This window comes from Sphingomonas changnyeongensis (genome assembly GCF_009913435.1).
GTDB classification, from domain to species: Bacteria; Pseudomonadota; Alphaproteobacteria; order Sphingomonadales; family Sphingomonadaceae; genus Sphingomonas_B; species Sphingomonas_B changnyeongensis.
In genome coordinates this window covers 1,878,774-1,897,862 of the sequence record NZ_CP047895.1, presented here as the reverse complement: position 1 = coordinate 1,897,862, position 19,089 = coordinate 1,878,774, and the positions used below count along the sequence as shown (strand labels likewise).

The window sequence follows — 19,089 nt, the reverse complement described above, 5'->3', positions numbered from 1 at the left end:
GCGTCAGCCGGCGGCGAGCAGCGGGTCGAGCCCGCCCTTCGCATCGAGCGCGGCCAGATCGTCCGATCCGCCGACATGATGGCCGTCGATGAAGATCTGCGGCACCGTCGTGCGGCCACCGGCACGCTCGATCATCTCCACGCGCTGCGGCCCGCCCAGCGTGATGTCATATTCCTCGAACGCCGCGCCCTTGGACGCGAGCAGCTTCTTCGCGCGCACGCAATAAGGGCATCCGAACTTGGTGTAGATCTCGACCTTCGCCACGATTGTCATCTCCGTGTCATCCGCCTGTCGCCGCCCGTTGCCCAGCCTGACGCGCGCGTCAAGCCGCACCCGGCCGCATGTCGCCCGCCTCCGGCCAGTCCTGATCCTCGGGACCGTCCGGCCGCACCCGCGCCCAGCACAGCAGCACCACCCGCGCCGCGCCCGCCCGCTTGAGCGCGCGGGCGCAGCCATTGGCGGTCGCCCCGCTGGTATGGACATCATCGACCAGCAGCACCGTGCGCCCGGCCAGTTCGGCCCGGCATTCAGATGGGACGGCGAATGCGCCGCGCAAGGCCTTGTGCCGCGCCCGGCGGCCCAGGCCGCGCAGCAGCGGCGTCGCGCGGCGGCGCACGATCAGGTTGGGTGCGACGCGGTGGCCGGTGCGGCGCGCAATGGCACGGGCGATCAGCAGCGACTGGTTGAAGCCGCGCCGCCACAGCCGCCAGCGATGCAGCGGCACCGGGACCAGCAGCGCATCCGGTTCGCGCGCGGCATGGCCGGCCATCAGCCCGGCCATCACCCGCGCCATCGCCGGCCTGCGGCCATGTTTCAGGCGGATCGCCACGCCGCGCGCGACCGGCCCGTAATAAAGCGCGGCGTGAATGCCGTCATGATCGGGCGGCGCGGCGAGGCACGGGGCGCACCGGCTGCCCGGCTGCGCGCCATCGGGCAGGTCCGCCCCGCAGGCCGCGCAGCCGGCGCCGTGCGGAAAACCCAGCTGCCGCCAGCAATCGGGGCAGAAGCCGTCAGCCGTCGCCATCACCGCCAGACAGGCCGGGCAGCGCGGCGGCAGCGCATAATCGCGTACCAGCGCCCAGAGCCTGTCCAGCATCTTCGCCCCTCTTCCCCCCTGCCCTGCCTGCCCCCGCTTGTCCCCCGCCCGCGCGTCCGGCACAAGCGCCGCCATGTCGCTTCCCCCCCATCCGCCTCCCCCAGGTGCCGCAGATCTTCAGCCGCGCGCGCCGCCGGCTGCGCCGCGACCGGGCGGCGCGCGACTTTGCCGCGCATGATTTCCTCCATGCCCGGATCGCTGAGGAACTGCTCGACCGGCTGGATGCGGTGCGCCGGCCCTTTGCCACCGCGCTCGATCTCGGCTGTCTTGACGGGCGGATCGGCCGGGCACTCGCCGCGCGCGGCATTGCGACCATCGCCTGCGATCCCGGCCACGCCTTTGCCGCCGCCGCCGGCGGCGTGGTGGCGGACGAGGACCGGCTGCCCTTTGCCGATCACAGTTTCGATCTGGTCGTGGCGGCGGGCGGGCTGGACACGGTCAACGACCTGCCCGGCGCGCTGACGCTTATCCGCCGGTGCCTGAGGCCCGACGGGCTGTTCCTGGGCGCAATGGCGGGCGCGGGCAGCCTGGCGCGGCTGCGCGCCGCCCTGCTCGCCAGCGATGCCGACCGGGCGGTGGCGCGCATCCACCCGCAGATCGACGTGCGCTCGGCGGGCGACCTGCTGGCGCGGGCAGGCTTTGCCCTGCCGGTCGCGGACGGGGAGCGGCTGACGCTGCGCTACGGCGCGCTCGGCCGGCTGCTCGACGATCTGCGCGGCATGGCGGCGACCAATGTGCTGGCCGGGGCGGTGCCGCCGCTGTCACGGGCGGCGCTGATGCGCGCCGGGGCGGCATTCGACGCCGCCGCCGATGCCGATGGCCGCACCGCCGAGACGGTCGAGATCGTCTATATGCTCGGCTGGGCCCCGGCCCCAGCCAGCCCAAACCCGCCAAACGCGGCAGCGCGACCGCCTCGCTCGCCGCCGCGCTCAAGGCCGGGCGCGGCGACGGATCGACAACGCCTTAGGGCGACCGCGCCGCCCGCTCAGGCCGCCGGATCGTCGCCGAGCTGCGCGACCAGCGCCTCGACCAGCGGCACATCGGCAGGCGGCATCGCGAGCCCGCGCAACGCCGCCGGCCGGTGCCACGCCATGCCCGCCGCCTCGATCGCCGCCGGCGTGCCCTGCCAATGATCGATCGTGTAAAGCAGCAGCAGCAGATGCGCGCGGTCCAGCCCGGCGCTGGCGAAGGTGAGCGGGCGGCAATCGCCAGGGGCGACGGCAATGCCCAGTTCCTCGGCCAGTTCGCGCACCAGCGCCGCCTCCGGCGTCTCGCCCGGTTCCACCTTGCCGCCCGGAAACTCCCACAGCCCGGCCATCGCACGGCCTTCGGGGCGCTGCTGCACCAGCACCCGCCCGGCGGCATCGACCAGCGCGGCGGCAACGACAAGCAGCACAGGGGAGGAGGTCATAATCTTTCCTTAACACGGATTGGAAATTCGCAAGTCATTTCAAACGCTCCCGAGCGCCGTTTTCCGATCCGGCGAAAGTTTTCCCGTTCGCCTTTCGTGCCGCGCCCCATTTCAGGACCGCACCGGACGCTATCCGCGCCTGATTCCGTTGCTGGGCGTAGTGCTCCACCATGGCCAGTGATTGGCCGGTGATCGAGCTCACCTCCGCCGTCGAGCAGTCGGCCTCGAGCAGCGCATTGACCGCGTTCTTGCGCAGCCCGTGCGGGACAAGGCGGATGCCGTGCCTGGCCCCAAGCTCGGCGCACCAGTCTCGGAACGTCCCCGGGCGAAGCGGCCGGCCGCCGCGGTTCGTGAGGATGGTCAGCCCGGTGCGCGGCGCGCGTTCCAGCTCGGCTGCCAAGTCGGGCAGAAGCGGGATGCTGAGTGCTTTGCCGGTCTTCTGCTGGACGACAGAGATGCGCCCGGCCGCAATGGCGTTCCACGTCGCCCGGCACACGTCGCCGGTACGCTGCCCGGTGTAGAAATGAAGGGCGACCGCGCGACGGAAAGCGTCATCAGGGCTCGCGAGGGCCTCCTCGAGCACATGGTCGGGCCAGGGCTCGTGTGGGGTGCTTTCATACGCCTCTATGCCAGAGGTCGGATCGGGCAGCCCCTCATCGCGCGCCTGGGCCCAGACGAAGACGTTGTGGGCGACGGCAAGCATCATGTTCGCCGCCCCACGCCGATCGGCATAGTCATCCATCACATAGCGCTGAATGTCGCTGCGGCGAATGTCGCGCAGGGGCGCGGGACCGAAGATGCCCTCAAGTGCATCGAGATAGCGACCATAGGTCTCTTGGGTGCTGGCGGCCCGGTCGGTAAAGGCCGGACTCTTCCGATACAGCCGGGCAGCGTCGCTGAAGGTGCCGGCGCGATGACGGTCAGTCCGCTCCGCAACGCGGCGAAGATGCGCCAGCTTGCGCATGAATGCATCGGGCTCAGCAAACGGATCCGGGAGACGCACTCGGGGCTCGGATCGCGTCCAGTAGTAATAGTCCCGCCCTTTGGCGCGGACGCGCTTAACGCCCGCCCATGGCCCGGCGCCGCGATTGCTCATCAGCCCTCTCCCGCCAATCACCCATTCGCCTTGCGCCGGCCTTGGCCGCGTCGATCGCTTCGTCCAGGTCGTTCCTGTCCCAGCATTCGCCCCCGTTGAGATCGAAAGGGGGCGGCATGGTGCCGTCCGCAACCGCCAGGCGGAAATCGCGCTCGGAGGCAAAGCCCGCATAGGCCGCTGCGCGCTCTGCGCGGAGGGCTCGGGGCCAACCAGGAAGAGCGCGCGAGGCCACCTTCAGTCGTCCTCGCAGGCCGGCTTGCGGCTATCGAGTACGTACTCGAGCCGCATCAACGATCGACAGACGAGCGGCGGAAGGGCGACGATGGAGGAAACCGAAAACTCGTTGTCGTGGAAAGCGAACAGTTCCGAGAGTCCGCCGAACCCTACAACTAGCGGCGCATAGCGGGGGAGGTCGGCCCGAGGATCCGTGTCTGAAGGTAGTGCAGGAAGGAGGAAGAATGGGCCTCCTTCACGGCGCCAACGGCCAGCCGCAGTGAACTCTGCAGCGAGTTGCTTCACAGCCGCATGCAACTCGGGACGCGCTGCCTCAATCGCAGGCCCGGCACGCGAGGCGGGAACGCCGATCTGAGCCGTCAGAATCCGCATGAGCGAGAGGTCGACGATATCGAGAAAATCGTATCGAGGATGTCCGCCACCGGTCGAAGTCCCGACAGCTAGAGGCCACGAATGCACCGTGGCCCCGTTGACCTCAGCGGCGCGATACACGACCCCTCCCCGGTATCCGGTATACTGCGAAATGTCGGGCATATGTTCTCCGTCTACATGCACCACACAGGATGCAGGCCGTTTCTTTGAATGTCCACAGGGTTTATCTTTTCCACGCCCGGCCGCCCGGCCAGCTCCGCCGATTGCCCGCCGCCCCTCTATAACTGAGACGAAAAACCTGTTCAGCAGTCGCCCGCCTAGCTTCCTGAAGCGTCAGGCGGCACTGATTTTACGCTGCACCCCCCAGATTCTGGCCTCATCCGAACCTATTTCTCGGAACCGTTCCGAGAATCGGCTATGACCCGACCGGAAACTCTACGTCCGGTGCCACCAGTGCGATTTGCCTCAGTGGTCACCACCCGCGCGATCTGCCTCAATGGTCACCCGGCCCCGGCCAGACCCTCGGCCCGCTCCGCGGCGCGTTCAATGACGGCCGCGAGCATGTGGAGAACGTCCGGGAGCAGTCGCTCGGCCGTCAGGCCGCCGGACGTCGCGATCAGGTTCAAGGTGCCGGCAGCGCCGAGAAGCGGCTCGACAACCTCGCCGCGCATCTGGTCGGCCGGGCTCATGAATTTTCACTCCCCCGGATCGGTTCATCACTGCGAGGTTCAGGCGGCGCCGTTCTCGCGCGGCCGCCCTGGATCGGGTCTGGCCCGACCTGCAACTCCACATTCTGAGCCGCTAGTGCGATCAGCGTACCGAGGCCGCGCATCGCTTGCCGGATAAGGCCCGGGCTCAACGGATCGCGGTCTTCCCAGAAGGAGTCCTGGATCACCGCGCAAACTGCCAGCGCCTCCTGAAGCGCCTGCCGGGGGTGATAGCCGCCGGCCAGATGGTTCAGGGGATAGCAGTCGGCCAGCTCAAACTGTTCGAACGCCGACCACAGCACGTCGCGAGGCGATGGCATAGGAGCTCCGGACCCAATCATGCCTCGCCCCCTGGTTCGAAATAGTCGCGATGAATGCGAGCGTTGCGATAGCCTCGGTGCAGCCCTGCAGGATGGCGCGCGTCGGCGCCGCGGCATCAGACATCGCGGCTTCCATAGCCGTTGAGACCGCGAAGATCTGGCGGAGCAAGGGATCGACGTCCCGCGGCCGGAAATGCAGCGGCCGGGCGCCGGCGATGGTGGTTTTCAGAAGCCGGCGCGCAAACGCTTCCGCGCCCGGCCCGGCCGGGGTAATCTCGTTGACAGCCATGAGCAGCTCCAAGACAGCTGGTTAGGGTTAGGGCCGGTGGGAAGCGCCAACTTCCTACCGGCTCGTTTCCGTGATAGCAGGGTAACTGTGTCCCAGCAAGATACCTTGATATCACAGAAACGACGCGGCCCAGCGCCGACCGGCAAGGGCGTGCCGCTCATGGTTCGCATGCAACCCGAGCTTCTGGCGCAGGTGGACGCATGGATAGCTGAACGAGCCGAGACGGGGCTTAGCCGGCCGGAGGCCGTGCGAAGGATCCTGGCGCAGTTCCTTCGGGGATGACGATGAAAAGGGGCGATGCCGAAAAGGCTATCCGGAGCTTGGTTCACGACTGGGCGCGGGAACACTATCGACCCGCATCCCCCGAGGACTTCCCCCGCTTCTCGGAGTTCTGGTCGTGGTTGGAGAGGGTTATGCCCGAGGCGACCAACTTTCGCGGGGTTGAGCGCGCACGCGACGTCGCCGAGCACTGGTTTGATGAAGAGCTGGGACAAACCTGGCGCAACTGATCGCCGGCCGAGTGTCGCCTACTGGTGGGCCCGACCGCCAATAGAGGAGGCCGTGCCGTTGGCGAGGCCCTTCCAGGGCAGCGGCGGAATTGACACAGCACGGCACTTTCTTGCTCGGCTGGTTGACCGATCCGGCGGCGGCAAATAGGCTCGGAAGGCTGGCCGGAGAACCGGCCGGGGTGGCATCCATACCGCCAGGTATCAGCTAAGCTATCGAGCCATAAACGCGAACTTCAGCTGCTGGGGCCATCGCCGGGTGTGGGACCGCACTGTCTCCACCCGGCCGAACCTCAGCCGCTGATACGCGCGCACGCGAACCAGCTTCATAAGCCCGTTCCTTCTGCTTGCTCCGGGAAAAGCCCGGCCTCCGGAGAGCCTGGCCGGCTCCCCCGCCCTAAGAGGAGCTTGGCCCGTCAGCCGAAGGTAGAAGGGACGGTATGGATGCCTGACGCTGATTTTCGACCGGGATGGCGACTGGGTCAACAGCGGCAGGCTGAGTTTTCCCCAGTCTTGGTTTCCGAATTTTGAAAAGTGTCTCTATTGACAGCGAACAACTCGGCCAGCGGCGATGCCTTGGTCCAGCACGACTTCGGTGATGTACGCTAACCACTCGATTCGAGCGACGAGCGGGCTTCTGTGTGTGAAGATGAAGAAACTGGCCCCCTGTGCAACTTCATCCAGCGCCGGCTGATAGATCAAAATAATCAATGACATAATCTGTCATGATGAAGAAGTGCCGAAAACATCTTGGCGCTAGCGGAACGTCGCGCCTTAGCCCCCCGCATACAGCCGGCGCCGGGAAGGACCCAAAGCCGCGGGGGCGATCTGGCCGAGGTCACCAGCCGTGCGAGCTTACTTGGAACCTCTGCGCGGTCGGGCTGCGATCCACTCGTTGACCTCCGATTCGTACCAGGCGACGCATCGCGCGCTGAGTTGGACCTGTCGTGGGAAGCGCCCATTTTCGATCCAGCCGTATATCGTGGAGCGGCTGAGGCCGGTGCGCCGAAGAACCTCCGGTAGCCGTATCAGGCGGTCATTGCTGCGGTCGGTCATGGGCGTCATCCAAAACGCGCTTCAGGCTAGCGGCGGTCCCGACCGACTTGCATCGTGCGGCGGCCGCCAGCCGGTAACACAGACTCACTGTCAGCCTGCGGGGCGGCCGGGCGACAGTATGACCGGACTCATCCAGTCGGATCTAGCGCCCGCCGGCGTCGCCCAGGACGCGGCTTCAGATCATCGCCCGATCCAACAATCCGCGCCTTGCCCTCAGTCACGGCGCGCTCAGCGTCGAGCGCCGAAATATTTGCTCCCTGGCCGGTATCCCCGACGCTGAGGACGTCACCGACCGCTGCCACCTCCCCGCCCTCCGGCGACAGACGCACGATCGACCGATCCGCGTTGTTCAGTACCTCAATAGCGTCCATCTTCCGCTCCTATCTGGTTGCGTTTCGGGGGCGGGGTGAGGAGTCCACAGGGCGGCCCCGCCTGGTCCCGATATCCGCCCTTCGCTTCCCGGCTTGCGCGAGAGAGTGCCGAACGCCCGGATCCTCGGCCGACCGTCGCCCAGCTTTTGGGCGAAGGGGTTTCGATCGATCAGGCCGCATGTCGGTCTGTGCGGCCGCGCGCGTCTTGCTGCAGGGGCGGGGTGAGAGGAGCACAGGGCGGCCCCGCCTAGTCCCGATATCCGCCCTTCGCTTCCCGGCGACGCCTGAAGGTGTCAGGCGCCGGGATTGAGGAAGGCGCCGCGGAAATCGATCAGACCGCAACCCCAATGCATGCTCACCCGATATTCGTTGCCCAGGATGTTGAAGCCCTCGCGCATCGCGAGCTGGGGCCCCTCGTATCCATTCACATAGCCGTGTTCGAGAACCGGAGCGACGGCCGGGTCCGCGAACAAGCGCCACTGCGTCAGGGGCAAACGGGGGTCGACAAGAACCTCGTACCGGCCGGCATGCGGGTTGACCTGCGCACTGTTCGACGGGTTGATCGTCATCACAAACTGTTCGGCAGCCGTCTCCTGATCGGCGCCCACGACAACGAATCGCGGCCGGACGTTCATGAACACCTCGCCCGATACGTCCTTCTGCTGGCGCATGGCCGTCCGGGCTTCGCTGAGGCTGCTGACACTGATCGACGCGCCTGTCGCCGCGCGGTTCCCACGGCTGGCATGAAAGAGGGTGAGGCCATCGGCCATGAGGCCGCCATTGCCACTGTTGGCGGTAATGAGGCTGACCAGTTGCGCAGCCTGGGTTTCGGCTGCAGCGCGGGCCATGATGCGCAGGGGATCGCTGAAGGCCCCGAGCGTGTCGTTCACGATCGCCTGGATCGACAGCCCGAAGATCTTGCCGAACGTCTCGGCCTGATAGCCCTCGGCTCGTTCCCGGAACGTGCCATGCTTGATTTCCCCGCCCTCGTTCACCTTAGGAAGCGTGCCGAACTCGCTGACCTCGATGCTCGAGATGCGGCGAAAATCGGGAATGTCCTGCCGGAGCCGGGCGAGCTGAATCAGGCTCGACTGCGCGGATTCGAACACATCGCTCAGATAGCGGTTGCCGCTCTGCACCATCAGGTTGCTGAAATCGGACGTGGTATGCTGCGACCGCATCGCCGCCTCCACGGCCTGAAAATCGCTCATGTGGGACGTCCGCTCGCCCGCCTCCTCGAGCAGCGCGCGCGCCATCCGCGGGAGGCTCATGTTCATGAACTCGCGCGCCTGATCGCTGGGCTCGCTGCCCGACATGCGCGCATACAGGGCATCAGCCATGCGAGCTTGCAGGCGGGCGGCGGGCGGCTGCTCGCTCGTAACACGATTGAACTGCGGTGCCCCCATATCGCGCTGGGCATATCGCCGGCCGATTTCCGCCATCAGCCCTTCCGGGGTGTAGGGGGTTGCCTCGTGCCGGCCGAGCATGTCCTCGATATCGGCGACCTGCAGCCCGGCGTTGCGGGCGGCCTGCGCGATGCGGGCGGCCGAGACGGCTGCGATACCCAGGGGGCAATGGCAGCCGGGTGCGGCGACGGCGCGGGGGCAGCATCAATGGATCGGTTCACGTCCGTTTCTCCTGATCTGATAATGGCGTTGGGATCGGCAGGCACAGGAACGAGACTCACCTCGAGCAGCGCCCAGTCATCGGCGCGCCAGGTGTCGCCAGCATCGCCACTTTCGACCAGCGTCCACCGTCGCACCTGATAGCCGACCGACACCCCCCTCAGCGTCCCGGCGGCCACCATCGCCTCGGCCTGGCGGGCGGCGGGGGTATCAGCAAAGCGAACGCGGCCGACCAGCTGGCCGCCCCGGACACTGGCCGTTTCGACCGTGCCAAGAACGGCGCCAACATCGGACTGGTTGTGACCGTTGAGGAACGGACACAGACCGGTCGCAACGCGAGTTAGGTCGATCGCGGTTGCCGAGATTGCCAGCTCTTCCTGGCCGAACCATCGGGCGACGGGAGTGTCGGTTGCGAAGACGGCTTCGATCGTATGGGCTTCTGCGCTGTAACTGGACAGCTGCGCGACGCGTGTCCCGCGGGGAGCTGGCGGGCCCGGGCGATGTTCTGCGTTCGATCTGGTCATGCCGATGATATGCATCGGCGCTAGGCTCGCTGTGGATGGACAATACTGGCCAGAGACGGCCAGCGTCGGCAAAGCTAGGCCTGGCGGACCGGATCGACCCGGCACGAGCTGGAATAGTCGACCAGCTGCTCGGGGGAGTACCAGATTTTCCCGGCCATGCGGTAGTATCCGATCCGGCCGGCCCGCCGCTCCCGCCTCAGGGTGCGCTCGCTCATCTTCAGGATGCGGGCCGCACCGGCCTCGTTGTATATCTCCATGCGCACTTCCCACCTCTTTGCGCCTAAGTGACTGACGAATAGCCGCCTATTCGGATTTGCGGCGGAACCGGCCTTAGGGAGTTGCTGCCAGCGCACTTCCTTTTTGGCGCATGTGCACTTCCCACCTGTTTTCACCTAAGAAACTGACAGACAATCACTTTTTCCCCGAGTGGGAGGAGGAAGCATAGCGGGCACTGTGGCTAGCGGAACGTCGCGCCTTAGCCCCCCGCATACAGCCGGCGCCGGGAAGGACCCAAAGCCGGGGGCTATGAGCAGCCTTCGGCAGCCATTCTCTTCTCCGCAAGCGCGTCGGCCATTCCCTCGATTATCAATCCCGCCGCTTGCGATGGATCGAAGTCTTCAGAGAGGATCTGGGCAGCCGCCTTCATGAGGGCAGTTATGGCGGCCGCCTTGCTGTCGGTGTTCATCAGCGCCGACGCCATGGCCATCAGGGCCGCATTGGATATCAGCTGATCCTCTTTCCCGGCCAGCTCCGCGGCTTCCACGGTCATGCCGGCCAGCATCGGCGAGAGCAGCCCGGCAATATCGAGCCGTCCCTTCACCGGGCCAGATGCAGCGCTGGCCTCGATGCACATAGCAAGCGCGAGGGTGCGCACAGCATCCAGCCCGTGGATCCCTCGGATAGCGAGCTCATGGTGAAGCTCTCTGGCAAGCCGGGCGTCAGCCGCCATGTCGGGATGAGAGGCGTCAATGTCGAAGGGATGAGGCATCGGGGTTCCCATGCAATATCAGGAAAGGACGACGACCGAGGGGCCGCCGATCGCGTCGGCCAAGATGATCCGGGCAAATGCCATGCGGTTGCCGAACTCAGACCATATCCGGAGACGCCACCATGCTTCGCTTGGGCCACCGGTGCCGAAATCGATCGCTGCCATCCCACCGGGCGCGACATTTTGGTCGATGACGTTCGCGACCGTTCCCTGCTGAGCCCAGGTCGCGCCGTCGATAGACGAGAGCAGAGCGACCCGGCCGGCAAAGTTGGCGGTCGATCCGAAGGTCAACGAGCGCTGCAGCTGCACCTGCCGGACGTTGCCGCGGCCAGTAAAGGCGAAGGTCAACTCGACCGGCGTTCCATTGCCAGCCGCCCAGGCGTTCGCGTCGTTGGCGAGGATCAGGTCCGTTGCGGCGTCGCCGTCGAATGCATTTGCGATAGAGGATCCAGCATCAACCGCATTGTTCACGAGGGAAACGTTGGCGGTGCCCCAGCCGCCGCGAGCAGCTGGCGGCCGGGAAAGCAAGTAGCGCATTATCGGTGAACCGAGCATTGAATCAGCTCCTGTGAGACGAGTTTGAAGGGGCCGGGCTGCCATCACAGCGCGCGCGCCGGTCGGCGACCGCCTTTTCGGCGACGTCACGGCTCACTCCGAGAGCGACATAGTCGTCGACCGTTGGCAGCCTTCGCGGACCGCGTTCGACGGTTGTCGCCGGCACAGACGACTTGAAGCCGTAGCGCTCGAGAATTTCCCGTGCATCCTCGGCTGAGCAGTGGCGGCTGCCATCGGTCGGCAGCGCAGGCGCGGGCGGCGATGCGGCATCCCGTGCACGCTGAAGCTCCCGGCGGCGCGCGATGAGCAGCTCCTCCACATGGCCGACGACAGCGGGGATGATCTTGCTGGGATGGTCTGCCCGCTTTCTTGCCTCAGCGATGCCGATGCGCAGAAGGTCCGCCGGATATTCCCGGAGCGCATCGGCAGCGGCCGCCAGCCATTCGACACGGTCATCCTGTGTCATTCCGCTCGCACCGACGAGGGCAAGCGCGGGCGCCAGCGCCGTAACGATGTCATCGGGATCAGCCGGTCGGAGGCGCGCTTCGGCTTCGACGAGCCGCGATGTGGGCGAGAACGGTCTGAGCTGCTGCGGTAGTGCGGCCGACGCCGGGCTCCGCGCTTGATCGAGCGTGGTTGCGAGTTTTTCCATGGCGTGTCTCCAAAACGCGGGAGATGAATGGGATGGGATCGGAGGGCGCTTCGGCTTCGGCCGTGCAAACCGCGTCAAACGTCGCGGCGTCGCCGAAGTTTTTTCTCCACTTGCCGAGCATGGATCTGGCCTCGCGTTCGGGTACGCCGAGCGCGATCATCACCCTCAGGCCTGCCGAGAAGATATTGCCCCTCAGCCCGAGAGCGGGCGGCACAGCCGGCCGTTCCGGAGGAACGGAGATTACTGGTTCCCTGACTGTATCCGTGCCCCGTTTTTGGGGGGCTTTGACGGCAGAAGCGGGAGGCTTCCGCTTTTGGTAGGCTTCCGTTTCCGGGGCTCTTTCAAGGGCCAGCCGGTAGACCTTGATTTGCTTGGTATGGCCGGCCCGCCTCCCCGTGTCCGCAATCAGCCCAAGGTTTGCGAGGTGATCCAGCGCAGCGGTTGCCGTCTTGTGATCCATATCGCCAAAAGCGGCGATTGCAGCGGTGCTGGGATATGCGCACCCCTGCTCGTCCGCGTAGTTGGCGAGCGCGAGCAGCGCCATTTTCGATGCCAGTTTGCCGGGCCTCTGCTTGGCCGCCCAGGCAAGCGCGTCAAAGCTCATGCGCCGGCCGCCCGGCGACACATAAGGTTTTCCTTATGTCCGTAAGCCATTGCGCTCAAAAGGGCCGGTTTTCGATCGCGCAGCCCCGAAAACGGCAGAAAACCGCCGTTTTTCCGTAATCTTTCCTTAACGGCTTCGTCCTAGACCGGGCAACGCTTTTGCCAGGGGACGCGGGCAGACATGGACAGGCATTTCATCGCGCGCGTTCGCGCGTCGGAACGGGGGGCGACGGCGGTCGAATATGGCCTGCTGATCGCGCTGATCTTCCTTGCCGCGATCGGGGCCTTCAAGGCGTTCGGCGACAACGGGATCGGCATGTGGACCCGGGTGTCGAACGAAGTGGAATCGGTGAACCGCAACGCCGGCCAATAATCCGACCGTACAAAACGGTCATCGAGGGTAAAAACGGCCTTCAACGATCGATCAAGCAAATATTTAAGATTTGGGTGCGATGGTCTCCCACGTCATCGCCAGGGCGCGGCTGCTGTCCGGACGTCCTGTTCTGACTTTGAGGAGACCGGGAATGAAGACCATCCGCAACTTCATCAAGAACAGCAAGGGCGCGACCGCGATCGAATATGGCCTGATCGCCGCCCTGATCGCCGTTGCTGCCATCACTGCGCTGCGCAGCCTGGGCGGCAATGTCACCACCACCTTCCAGAGCGCCGCCAACGGCATGAACTCGACCGGCAACGGCGGCTGATAAAGCTGTGCGGGCGCGGCGAATGCATGCTCAGGGTTAACCCGTTGGACACGGCGTTTCCCGCCCCGCGTCAACTCTTTGGAAACCTGTCCCGCAATACACCGACACTGCCGATGAAAATCCGGCCGGGTATGTGGAACTGACGTCTAGGAGACCGGGAATGAAGACCATTCGCAACTTCATCAAGAACAGCAAGGGCGCGACCGCCATCGAATATGGCCTGATCGCCGCCCTGATCGCCGTCGCCGCCATCACCGCGCTGCGCAGCCTGGGCGGGAACGTGACCCGCACCTTCCAGAGCGCGGCGAACGGCATGAACTCGACCGGCAACGGCAGCTAATCGCGTCGACCCTTATCGACACGGGAAGGCGGGGCGCCCCAGGCGCTCCGCCTTTTTCGTGTTCGCGCCGGCCTTTTTCGGGGGCGATCCGTCAGCGGCGATAGACGACCAGCTTCACCCGGTCCCCCGGCCGCAGCACCGCATTGGCGGCCAGCCCGTTCAGCACCAGAAACCTGTCCAGCCGCGCATCGTCAAACGCCATGTTCTGCGCCAGACGCTGCGGCGTATCGCCGGGGCGCACGGTGACGATGTCGATCTCGCGCACCGGAATACGGGCCGCCTCCTCCGCGCTCAGCCGCCGGACGCTGTCGATGAGCGGCAGGAACGGGCCGATCCCCTGCCCGGCCGGCACGATCGTCAGCACATGATAGGCGCGGTCGGGCGCAAAGGCATAGGCGGTGACGGAGACGTCGAGCGCCCCCTGCTGGCCCGCCGCGCGGGCCGTGGCCGACAGCGTCTCCAGTCCGTTGACCCGGCCGCGCCGCCAGCCGCCGGCGGCGATCCGGCCGTTCTGCGACAGGCCGGCAAACACCCGCTCGACATAGGCCTGAAGGTCGCCCGCAAAAGGTGCGCCGGCAAACTGGGCCTGCCCGCCCGGCCCGGCGATGCTGACCGCGCGGGTGCCGTTGGTGAGCTGGAAACCCGGCGGCGCGCGGAACGCCAGCCGCAGTTCGGGGTGCAGAAACGCCTGCCCGTCAATCACCCCCTGGCGGGGATCATCGCCATAGACCATGCCGTCGAGCGCGGCGAGAAACGCGTCGCGCCCCTGTTCGCGGCCCGCCGCCGGATATTGCCGCGCGCGCGACAGCGCGCGGGCGACGCGGCTGCCCGGATCGGGATGGGTGCTGGCAAAGCTCGGCAGCTGCTGCGCCGGGCGCCCGGCCAGCCGGGCATCGAGCGCGCCCTGCGCAGCAAGCGAGGCAAGCACCCGCCCCATCGCCGCCGGGTCGTAACCGGCCCCGGCCAGATAGCGGACGCCCAGATCGTCCGATTCATATTCCTGCGACCGTGAATAGCGCAGCGTCACCAGCTGCGCGGCCTGCCCGGCGAGCTGGGTGGCCGCCGAACTGCCGGTCAGCACGCCCACCAGCACCGCGCCCAGCGTGCCGAAGGTGCTCGCCCGGCTGCGCGATGCGCCGTGCCGGGCGGCGACATGGCCGACCTCATGGCCGAGCACGGCGGCCAGTTCGGCCTCGTCGTTCATCAGCGCCAGCAGCTGGCGGGTCACATAGACATAGCCGCCCGGCACCGCGAAGGCGTTGTTGACCGGCGCGTTGAGCAGCGTGACCCGGATCGCCGAGCCCGCATCGGGCAGCCCCGACTGGATGGCGATGCGCTGGCCGATCCGGGCGACATAGCCATCCTGCGGGCCGCCATAGCTGCCGCCATATTCATCGAGCAGCTGCGGATGCGCGGCCGCGCCCTGCCGCGCCTCGGCCGGCGAAATCCCGCGCGGGGCGCGCTGGCCCTGCGCGCCGGTGCCGGCCGGAACCGTTAGCGCCAGCGCCGCCGTCGCGGCCAGAATGATCGTCCGTTTCATGCGCGGTTCCGCCTCTTTGCCGTCATGCGCTGATCGCAAAAGGCGGAACGCCGTTCCGTCGCCGCGATCAGATGCGCCCCATCGCCAGGAATTTGGCGCGCCGGTCGGCACGCAGCCGCGCCGCCGGCTGGCCGGCCAGCTGATCGAGCGCCGCGCCGATCGCCTGCCCCAGCGCGCCGATCGCCCCCGCCGGATCGCGGTGCGCGCCGCCCAGCGGCTCGGGCACGATCTGGTCGATGACGCCCAGCTGCTTCAGATCCTGCGCGGTGATCTTCATCGCCTCCGCCGCATCGGGCGCGCGGTCGGCGGTGCGCCACAGGATCGAGGCGCAGCCTTCGGGCGAGATCACCGAATAGACGGCATGTTCGAACATCAGCACGCGGTTGGCGGCGGCAAGCGCGATCGCCCCGCCCGATCCGCCTTCGCCGACGATCGCCGCCACCATCGGCACGCCCAGCTTCAGGCATTGTTCGGTGGCACGGGCGATCGCCTCGGCCTGGCCGCGCTCTTCCGCCTGCACGCCGGGGAATGCGCCCGACGTGTCGACCAGCGTGACGACCGGCAGGCCGAACCGGTCGGCCAGTTCCATCAGGCGGATCGCCTTGCGATAGCCCTCGGGCTTGCCCATGCCGAAGTTGTGGCGGAGCCGGCTCTGCGTATCGTCGCCCTTTTCATGGCCGATCACCATCACCCGGCGGTTGCCCAGCCGCCCCAGCCCGCCCAGGATCGCCTGATCGTCGGCAAAGGCGCGGTCGCCGGCCAGCGGCATGAAATCGCTGATCAGCGACGCGACATAATGCTTGAAATGCGGCCGGGCGGGATGGCGCGCGACCTGCGTCTTCTGCCAGGGCGTCAGCCGGGCATAGGTGTCGCGCAGCGCCCGGTCGGCCTTGGTTTCCAGCCGCGCGATCTCGGCGTCGATGTCGAGCGTGCCGTCAACGGCGGTCTCGCGCAGCTCGCGCACCCGCGCCATCAGTTCGGCGATCGGCTTTTCAAAGTCCAGAAACGTGGTCATGCGCCGGGCGCTAGGTCGTCCGCGCCGCCGCGTCAACGAGCGGGTGATGCGCGTTGACGAGATCGACCAGCCGGCTCGCCTCGACATGGGTGTAGATCTGGGTGGTCGCGATATCGGCATGGCCAAGCATCGCCTGCAGCGCGCGCAGGTCCGCCCCGCCGGCCAGCAGATGGGTGGCAAAGGCATGGCGCAGCCCGTGCGGCCACACCCGGTCGGGCGAAATCCCCGCCGCCGCCGCGAGCGCCTTGACGATCTGGTACAGCCGCACCCGGCTGAGATGCCCCTTGCCCGAGGGAAACAGCCAGGGCTGGTCGCCCGGCACATGGTCGGACCAGCGCGCCACCGCCGCGCGGGCGCGGTCCGACAGCGGCACCAGCCGCTCGCGCCCGCCCTTGCCGCGAATGACAAGAAAGGGCCGGTCGGGCGCGACCGCGCGGCGCGGCAGCGACACCAGCTCGGTCGCGCGCAGCCCGGACCCGTAAAGCAGCTCGAACAGCGCCGACAGCCGCAGATCGGCAACCGGCGGATGGGGCGCGGCCAGCCGCCGGTCGATCTCCGCGAACAGCCGGTCGACCTCGGCATGATCGAGCACGCGCGGCAAGGGCCGGGTCGTCCCCGGCCGGGGCAGCGCACGGCCGGGATCATCGGCGCGGAACCCCTCTTCGGCCAGAAAGGCGAGGAAACGCCGCACCGCCGCCGCCTTGCGCGCGACGGTTGACCGCGCGAGGCCCGACCATTCGTCGCCCAGCCGCGCAAGCGCATCGGCATCGGCACCGGCCAGCCCGCCGCCCAGCAGCGCGGACGCCTGCTGCAGATCGGTGCGATAGGCGATGACCGTGTTGGCCGCCGCCCCCGCCTGCGCGACCAGCATTTCGAGGAAACGGTCGATCAGCCGGCTGTCCTCGGACGGCGGCCCGGCCAGGGCGGAACCGGCAGCGGCCCCGCGCCCTGTTCCGCCGTCCGTCACGCCGGCCCCGTCACGCGCGCGTCACCGCTTCGGCGGCGATCATCCGCGCCTCCCCGGCGCGGCCGACGCGCCGCAGCGCCGCGACAATGTGCATCAGATAGGCAGGCGGCACCGCGCGCCAGTCACGCGTCTGCAGCCCGGTCGCCACCAGCAGCGCGACCGTTCCCGCCTCGCCGGCGCGGGCGGCGCGGTCGATCTCGCGCGTCCAGCTGTCGGCACGGCCAAGCGCGATGCCGCGCGGCGTGGCGAGCGCCGCGACATCGGCCGGCGACAACCGCCCCAGCCCGGCCAGCGCCGCGAGCAGCAGCGCGCCCTGTTCGCCGCCCGCTGCATCCAGATGCGCCTCGACCCGCGCCCGGTCGATCACAACCGCCCCGTCCGGCCCGCCCGCCGCCAGCAGCGCCCAGCCACCGTCGCCCGCCGGGCGGGCAGCGGCAATCGCGGCCCAGCGCGCGGCGGCATCGTCCAGCCCGGCGGTCAGCATCGCGGCGATCAGCGTGGCGGCATCGTCGGCATGATCTTCCGCCGGGGCGATCTGTGCTGCGGCACGCGCGGTTAGCACCAGCCGGGCATGGCGCAGCATCGGATCGGTCGGCTCGGTCCACAGGCCGCGCAGCGCCTCCAGCCGTTCGGCCGCGCCATCGCCGCTATAGGCGGTGCGCAGCCGGTCGCCCAATGTGCCGCCCACCTCGCCCGGATCGGTGGCATCGAATGCCGCGCCGACCAGATCGACATAGGCAAGGTTCGACAGCACGCCCAGCGCCGCCGCCCAGCCCGCCGCGTCCAGCCGCTCAGCCGCGCTGCGCATCGGCGCACGCGCCGCCCAGCCGCGCACCTGCACCCCTGCCGTGTCGAACAGCGGTGCCGGGATCGGCACGTTGAGCGCGCTCGCCAGCCCGAAGCGCCACACGGTCAGCCGGTCGACCCCTGTCCATTCGATATTGACCGCACGGCGGCCACCGGCCGCGCCGACCAGTTTCTCGGCAAGCAGCAGATCGATGCCGCGCACCCGGCCACTGCGCCGCGCGCCGTCGATCAGCACATTGGCACTGCCGGTTTCGCCCGACATGGCGGCACACATCGCCCGCGCCAGATCCCAGGCCGGTTCGCGGCTGACCGCTTCGGCGGGGCCGGTCAGGCCGCACAGCGCCGCCGGGTCGCCGGTCGCCAGCGCGACCTGCTGGGCGACGCCGATCAGGCGCGGGGTGAAGCTTGCCAGATCGACGCCCGACACCAGCATCCGCGCCGCATCGGCCTCGCCCATGCGCAGCAGCAGCCAGGCGCGTTCGGCGACCCAGTCCGCCCCGGCGACGCCGCGCGGCGCGGGCGCGCGGGTGAGGAGCGCCCGGCGCAGCAGGATCGACGCCCAGCGCGAGGCGATGGGCGCGCGCGTCTGCTGGAGCAGGACAGCGAGATAGCGGCCATCCGCCGCGCCCCATGCATCGCGGTCAAGCCCGCCCTGCGCTGCATCGATAATGCCGACCAGATCGGGGGAACGGCGCGCCGGTTCGGGCAGATCATAGGGATCGACCGGCAGCGCGGCGAGCGGATCGGCCGGATCGACCGGGCCGGTCCCGGCAGGCGACAAGGCCGGAACCGGCGCGCCGGTCTGAGGCGATCCGGGCTGAAACTGTCCGGGCAGCAGCTGCGCCGGACGGGGCGCGGCGGAGGGCGATGCGGCCGGAGCGGCGGGGCCGGAGGGCGGCTGGCCTGGCTGTGCCGGGCCGCGCGGGCGGGAGCCGGGCGAAGTCGGGCCGGGCGGGGGCGGCGCGGGGCGCGGCGGATCGGCAAAGCCCGGCGGTAGCAGCGATTCAGGCGTCTGCTGGCCGGTCGCCGGCAGGGCGGCGACCAGACAGGCGGCACCGGCGGCAAGCACGGCCAGGGTGCGGACCGGGCGCGACATTCAGCGCCCCCCGCCCGCGCAGCCGCGAACCGGGCCGCCAGCCTCAGCCGACGCATGACGGGAAACGGAAAAACGATCAGATGCGGCCCGCCGGAACATGGCCCAAGGCGCTAGCAGAGCCGGCCCAGCCGGGCAACGCCGGGCGGGTGGGCCGGCTGCAGCACATGCGGCCCGCCCCTTTTGTTTCCGGCCGGCCTTCCTATCTGGGCGCGGGC

24 protein-coding genes and 1 pseudogene are annotated in these 19,089 nt (G+C 68.2%); 4 read left to right on the top strand and 21 right to left on the bottom strand.

The genetic code is table 11. The features are described from left to right. Positions 1-3 precede the first annotated feature (3 nt). Positions 4-264: a glutaredoxin 3 gene (gene grxC / locus GVO57_RS09415; RefSeq protein WP_160593931.1), complete on the bottom strand. Its 261-nt coding sequence runs from the start codon at positions 262-264 to the stop codon at positions 4-6. A 58-nt stretch (positions 265-322) separates the two neighbouring features. Further along, positions 323-1,096, bottom strand: coding sequence for a ComF family protein (locus GVO57_RS09410; protein ID WP_160592928.1), 774 nt, complete (start codon positions 1,094-1,096; stop codon positions 323-325). Positions 1,097-1,185: 89 nt separating this feature from the next. On the opposite strand from GVO57_RS09410, the pseudogene GVO57_RS09405 reads away from it, so the two are divergent. Continuing rightward, positions 1,186-2,063 (top strand): annotated as a pseudogene (locus tag GVO57_RS09405) (class I SAM-dependent methyltransferase). Between the two features lie 18 nt (positions 2,064-2,081). Here the strand turns inward: GVO57_RS09405 and GVO57_RS09400 are convergent. The 15 genes from GVO57_RS09400 to GVO57_RS09325 form a co-directional block, all read right to left on the bottom strand. Beyond that, complete coding sequence (locus GVO57_RS09400; protein ID WP_160592927.1) at positions 2,082-2,507, bottom strand: (deoxy)nucleoside triphosphate pyrophosphohydrolase; 426 nt, start codon at positions 2,505-2,507, stop codon at positions 2,082-2,084. Between the two features lie 34 nt (positions 2,508-2,541). Next, on the bottom strand, positions 2,542-3,603 hold the full coding sequence (locus GVO57_RS09395; protein WP_160592926.1) for a tyrosine-type recombinase/integrase: 1,062 nt from the start codon (positions 3,601-3,603) through the stop codon (positions 2,542-2,544). Positions 3,604-3,837: 234 nt separating this feature from the next. Next, a complete protein-coding gene (locus tag GVO57_RS09390) occupies positions 3,838-4,371 on the bottom strand; it encodes a hypothetical protein (RefSeq protein ID WP_160592925.1) in 534 nt (177 codons plus the stop codon). 338 nt (positions 4,372-4,709) lie between these two features. After that, positions 4,710-4,898, bottom strand: a complete 189-nt coding sequence (locus GVO57_RS09385) for a hypothetical protein (protein WP_160592924.1) — start codon at positions 4,896-4,898, stop codon at positions 4,710-4,712. Beyond that, positions 4,895-5,218 (bottom strand): hypothetical protein, encoded by a 324-nt coding sequence (locus GVO57_RS09380; protein ID WP_160592923.1) that lies wholly within the window; start codon positions 5,216-5,218, stop codon positions 4,895-4,897. Before GVO57_RS09380 ends, GVO57_RS09385 begins: the two co-directional genes overlap by 4 nt. Then, positions 5,190-5,525: a hypothetical protein gene (locus tag GVO57_RS09375; protein WP_160592922.1), complete on the bottom strand. Its 336-nt coding sequence runs from the start codon at positions 5,523-5,525 to the stop codon at positions 5,190-5,192. The genes GVO57_RS09380 and GVO57_RS09375 overlap by 29 nt, the downstream gene beginning before the upstream one ends. A 1,361-nt stretch (positions 5,526-6,886) precedes the next feature. Beyond that, positions 6,887-7,087, bottom strand: coding sequence for a helix-turn-helix transcriptional regulator (locus GVO57_RS09365; protein ID WP_201752611.1), 201 nt, complete (start codon positions 7,085-7,087; stop codon positions 6,887-6,889). Between the two features lie 128 nt (positions 7,088-7,215). Further along, positions 7,216-7,458, bottom strand: coding sequence for a hypothetical protein (locus tag GVO57_RS09360; RefSeq protein ID WP_160592919.1), 243 nt, complete (start codon positions 7,456-7,458; stop codon positions 7,216-7,218). A 293-nt stretch (positions 7,459-7,751) separates the two neighbouring features. Further along, positions 7,752-8,945: a phage major capsid protein gene (locus GVO57_RS09355; protein WP_160592918.1), complete on the bottom strand. Its 1,194-nt coding sequence runs from the start codon at positions 8,943-8,945 to the stop codon at positions 7,752-7,754. Next, positions 8,900-9,622, bottom strand: coding sequence for an HK97 family phage prohead protease (locus GVO57_RS09350; RefSeq protein WP_160592917.1), 723 nt, complete (start codon positions 9,620-9,622; stop codon positions 8,900-8,902). The genes GVO57_RS09355 and GVO57_RS09350 overlap by 46 nt, the downstream gene beginning before the upstream one ends. Before the next feature lie 59 nt (positions 9,623-9,681). Beyond that, positions 9,682-9,864 carry a helix-turn-helix domain-containing protein gene (locus tag GVO57_RS09345; RefSeq protein WP_160592916.1) on the bottom strand — a complete coding sequence of 61 codons (183 nt, stop codon included), beginning with the start codon at positions 9,862-9,864 and terminating at the stop codon, positions 9,682-9,684. A gap of 266 nt (positions 9,865-10,130) precedes the next feature. Beyond that, complete coding sequence (locus GVO57_RS09340) at positions 10,131-10,595, bottom strand: hypothetical protein (protein WP_160592915.1); 465 nt, start codon at positions 10,593-10,595, stop codon at positions 10,131-10,133. An 18-nt stretch (positions 10,596-10,613) separates the two neighbouring features. Further along, positions 10,614-11,132: a hypothetical protein gene (locus GVO57_RS09335; protein ID WP_160592914.1), complete on the bottom strand. Its 519-nt coding sequence runs from the start codon at positions 11,130-11,132 to the stop codon at positions 10,614-10,616. Between the two features lie 22 nt (positions 11,133-11,154). Next, positions 11,155-11,616, bottom strand: a complete 462-nt coding sequence (locus GVO57_RS09330) for a hypothetical protein (protein ID WP_160592913.1) — start codon at positions 11,614-11,616, stop codon at positions 11,155-11,157. A gap of 58 nt (positions 11,617-11,674) precedes the next feature. Next, positions 11,675-12,406 carry a hypothetical protein gene (locus GVO57_RS09325; protein ID WP_160592912.1) on the bottom strand — a complete coding sequence of 244 codons (732 nt, stop codon included), beginning with the start codon at positions 12,404-12,406 and terminating at the stop codon, positions 11,675-11,677. 180 nt (positions 12,407-12,586) lie between these two features. Between GVO57_RS09325 and GVO57_RS09320 the strand changes: the two genes are divergently transcribed. The 3 genes from GVO57_RS09320 (at position 12,587) to GVO57_RS09310 (ending at position 13,449) form a co-directional block, all read left to right on the top strand. Then, a complete protein-coding gene (locus GVO57_RS09320; protein ID WP_160592911.1) occupies positions 12,587-12,778 on the top strand; it encodes a Flp family type IVb pilin in 192 nt (63 codons plus the stop codon). Between the two features lie 151 nt (positions 12,779-12,929). Continuing rightward, positions 12,930-13,109, top strand: a complete 180-nt coding sequence (locus GVO57_RS09315; RefSeq protein ID WP_160592910.1) for a Flp family type IVb pilin — start codon at positions 12,930-12,932, stop codon at positions 13,107-13,109. A gap of 160 nt (positions 13,110-13,269) precedes the next feature. Further along, positions 13,270-13,449 (top strand): Flp family type IVb pilin, encoded by a 180-nt coding sequence (locus GVO57_RS09310; protein ID WP_160592909.1) that lies wholly within the window; start codon positions 13,270-13,272, stop codon positions 13,447-13,449. Between the two features lie 91 nt (positions 13,450-13,540). Here the strand turns inward: GVO57_RS09310 and GVO57_RS09305 are convergent, their stop codons facing one another. The 4 genes from GVO57_RS09305 to GVO57_RS09290 form a co-directional block, all read right to left on the bottom strand. Next, positions 13,541-14,989, bottom strand: a complete 1,449-nt coding sequence (locus GVO57_RS09305) for a M48 family metalloprotease (protein ID WP_160592908.1) — start codon at positions 14,987-14,989, stop codon at positions 13,541-13,543. 67 nt (positions 14,990-15,056) lie between these two features. Then, the gene (locus GVO57_RS09300) at positions 15,057-16,004 is read right to left on the bottom strand and encodes an acetyl-CoA carboxylase carboxyltransferase subunit alpha (RefSeq protein WP_160592907.1); all 948 of its coding nucleotides are present in this window, start codon (positions 16,002-16,004) and stop codon (positions 15,057-15,059) included. 10 nt (positions 16,005-16,014) lie between these two features. After that, positions 16,015-16,875 (bottom strand): tyrosine-type recombinase/integrase, encoded by an 861-nt coding sequence (locus GVO57_RS09295; protein ID WP_160593930.1) that lies wholly within the window; start codon positions 16,873-16,875, stop codon positions 16,015-16,017. Between the two features lie 106 nt (positions 16,876-16,981). Further along, entirely contained in the window at positions 16,982-18,874 is a 1,893-nt protein-coding gene (locus GVO57_RS09290; RefSeq protein WP_160592906.1) for a hypothetical protein, read from the bottom strand. Positions 18,875-19,089: the final 215 nt, after the last annotated feature.

Coding starts and splice junctions, on each gene's coding strand:
- GVO57_RS09315 (WP_160592910.1), top strand. CDS start 12,930: ATGAAGACCATCCGCAACTTCATCAAGAACAGCAAGGGCGCGACCGCG.
- GVO57_RS09360 (WP_160592919.1), bottom strand. CDS start 7,458: ATGGACGCTATTGAGGTACTGAACAACGCGGATCGGTCGATCGTGCGT.
- GVO57_RS09375 (WP_160592922.1), bottom strand. CDS start 5,525: ATGGCTGTCAACGAGATTACCCCGGCCGGGCCGGGCGCGGAAGCGTTT.
- GVO57_RS09355 (WP_160592918.1), bottom strand. CDS start 8,945: ATGCTCGGCCGGCACGAGGCAACCCCCTACACCCCGGAAGGGCTGATG.
- GVO57_RS09390 (WP_160592925.1), bottom strand. CDS start 4,371: ATGCCCGACATTTCGCAGTATACCGGATACCGGGGAGGGGTCGTGTAT.
- GVO57_RS09330 (WP_160592913.1), bottom strand. CDS start 11,616: ATGACACAGGATGACCGTGTCGAATGGCTGGCGGCCGCTGCCGATGCG.
- GVO57_RS09310 (WP_160592909.1), top strand. CDS start 13,270: ATGAAGACCATTCGCAACTTCATCAAGAACAGCAAGGGCGCGACCGCC.
- GVO57_RS09400 (WP_160592927.1), bottom strand. CDS start 2,507: ATGACCTCCTCCCCTGTGCTGCTTGTCGTTGCCGCCGCGCTGGTCGAT.
- GVO57_RS09300 (WP_160592907.1), bottom strand. CDS start 16,004: ATGACCACGTTTCTGGACTTTGAAAAGCCGATCGCCGAACTGATGGCG.
- GVO57_RS09325 (WP_160592912.1), bottom strand. CDS start 12,406: ATGAGCTTTGACGCGCTTGCCTGGGCGGCCAAGCAGAGGCCCGGCAAA.
- GVO57_RS09290 (WP_160592906.1), bottom strand. CDS start 18,874: ATGTCGCGCCCGGTCCGCACCCTGGCCGTGCTTGCCGCCGGTGCCGCC.
- GVO57_RS09395 (WP_160592926.1), bottom strand. CDS start 3,603: ATGAGCAATCGCGGCGCCGGGCCATGGGCGGGCGTTAAGCGCGTCCGC.
- GVO57_RS09305 (WP_160592908.1), bottom strand. CDS start 14,989: ATGAAACGGACGATCATTCTGGCCGCGACGGCGGCGCTGGCGCTAACG.
- GVO57_RS09350 (WP_160592917.1), bottom strand. CDS start 9,622: ATGCATATCATCGGCATGACCAGATCGAACGCAGAACATCGCCCGGGC.
- GVO57_RS09345 (WP_160592916.1), bottom strand. CDS start 9,864: ATGGAGATATACAACGAGGCCGGTGCGGCCCGCATCCTGAAGATGAGC.
- GVO57_RS09340 (WP_160592915.1), bottom strand. CDS start 10,595: ATGCCTCATCCCTTCGACATTGACGCCTCTCATCCCGACATGGCGGCT.
- GVO57_RS09335 (WP_160592914.1), bottom strand. CDS start 11,132: ATGCGCTACTTGCTTTCCCGGCCGCCAGCTGCTCGCGGCGGCTGGGGC.
- GVO57_RS09320 (WP_160592911.1), top strand. CDS start 12,587: ATGGACAGGCATTTCATCGCGCGCGTTCGCGCGTCGGAACGGGGGGCG.
- GVO57_RS09385 (WP_160592924.1), bottom strand. CDS start 4,898: ATGAGCCCGGCCGACCAGATGCGCGGCGAGGTTGTCGAGCCGCTTCTC.
- GVO57_RS09365 (WP_201752611.1), bottom strand. CDS start 7,087: ATGACCGACCGCAGCAATGACCGCCTGATACGGCTACCGGAGGTTCTT.
- GVO57_RS09410 (WP_160592928.1), bottom strand. CDS start 1,096: ATGCTGGACAGGCTCTGGGCGCTGGTACGCGATTATGCGCTGCCGCCG.
- GVO57_RS09295 (WP_160593930.1), bottom strand. CDS start 16,875: ATGCTGGTCGCGCAGGCGGGGGCGGCGGCCAACACGGTCATCGCCTAT.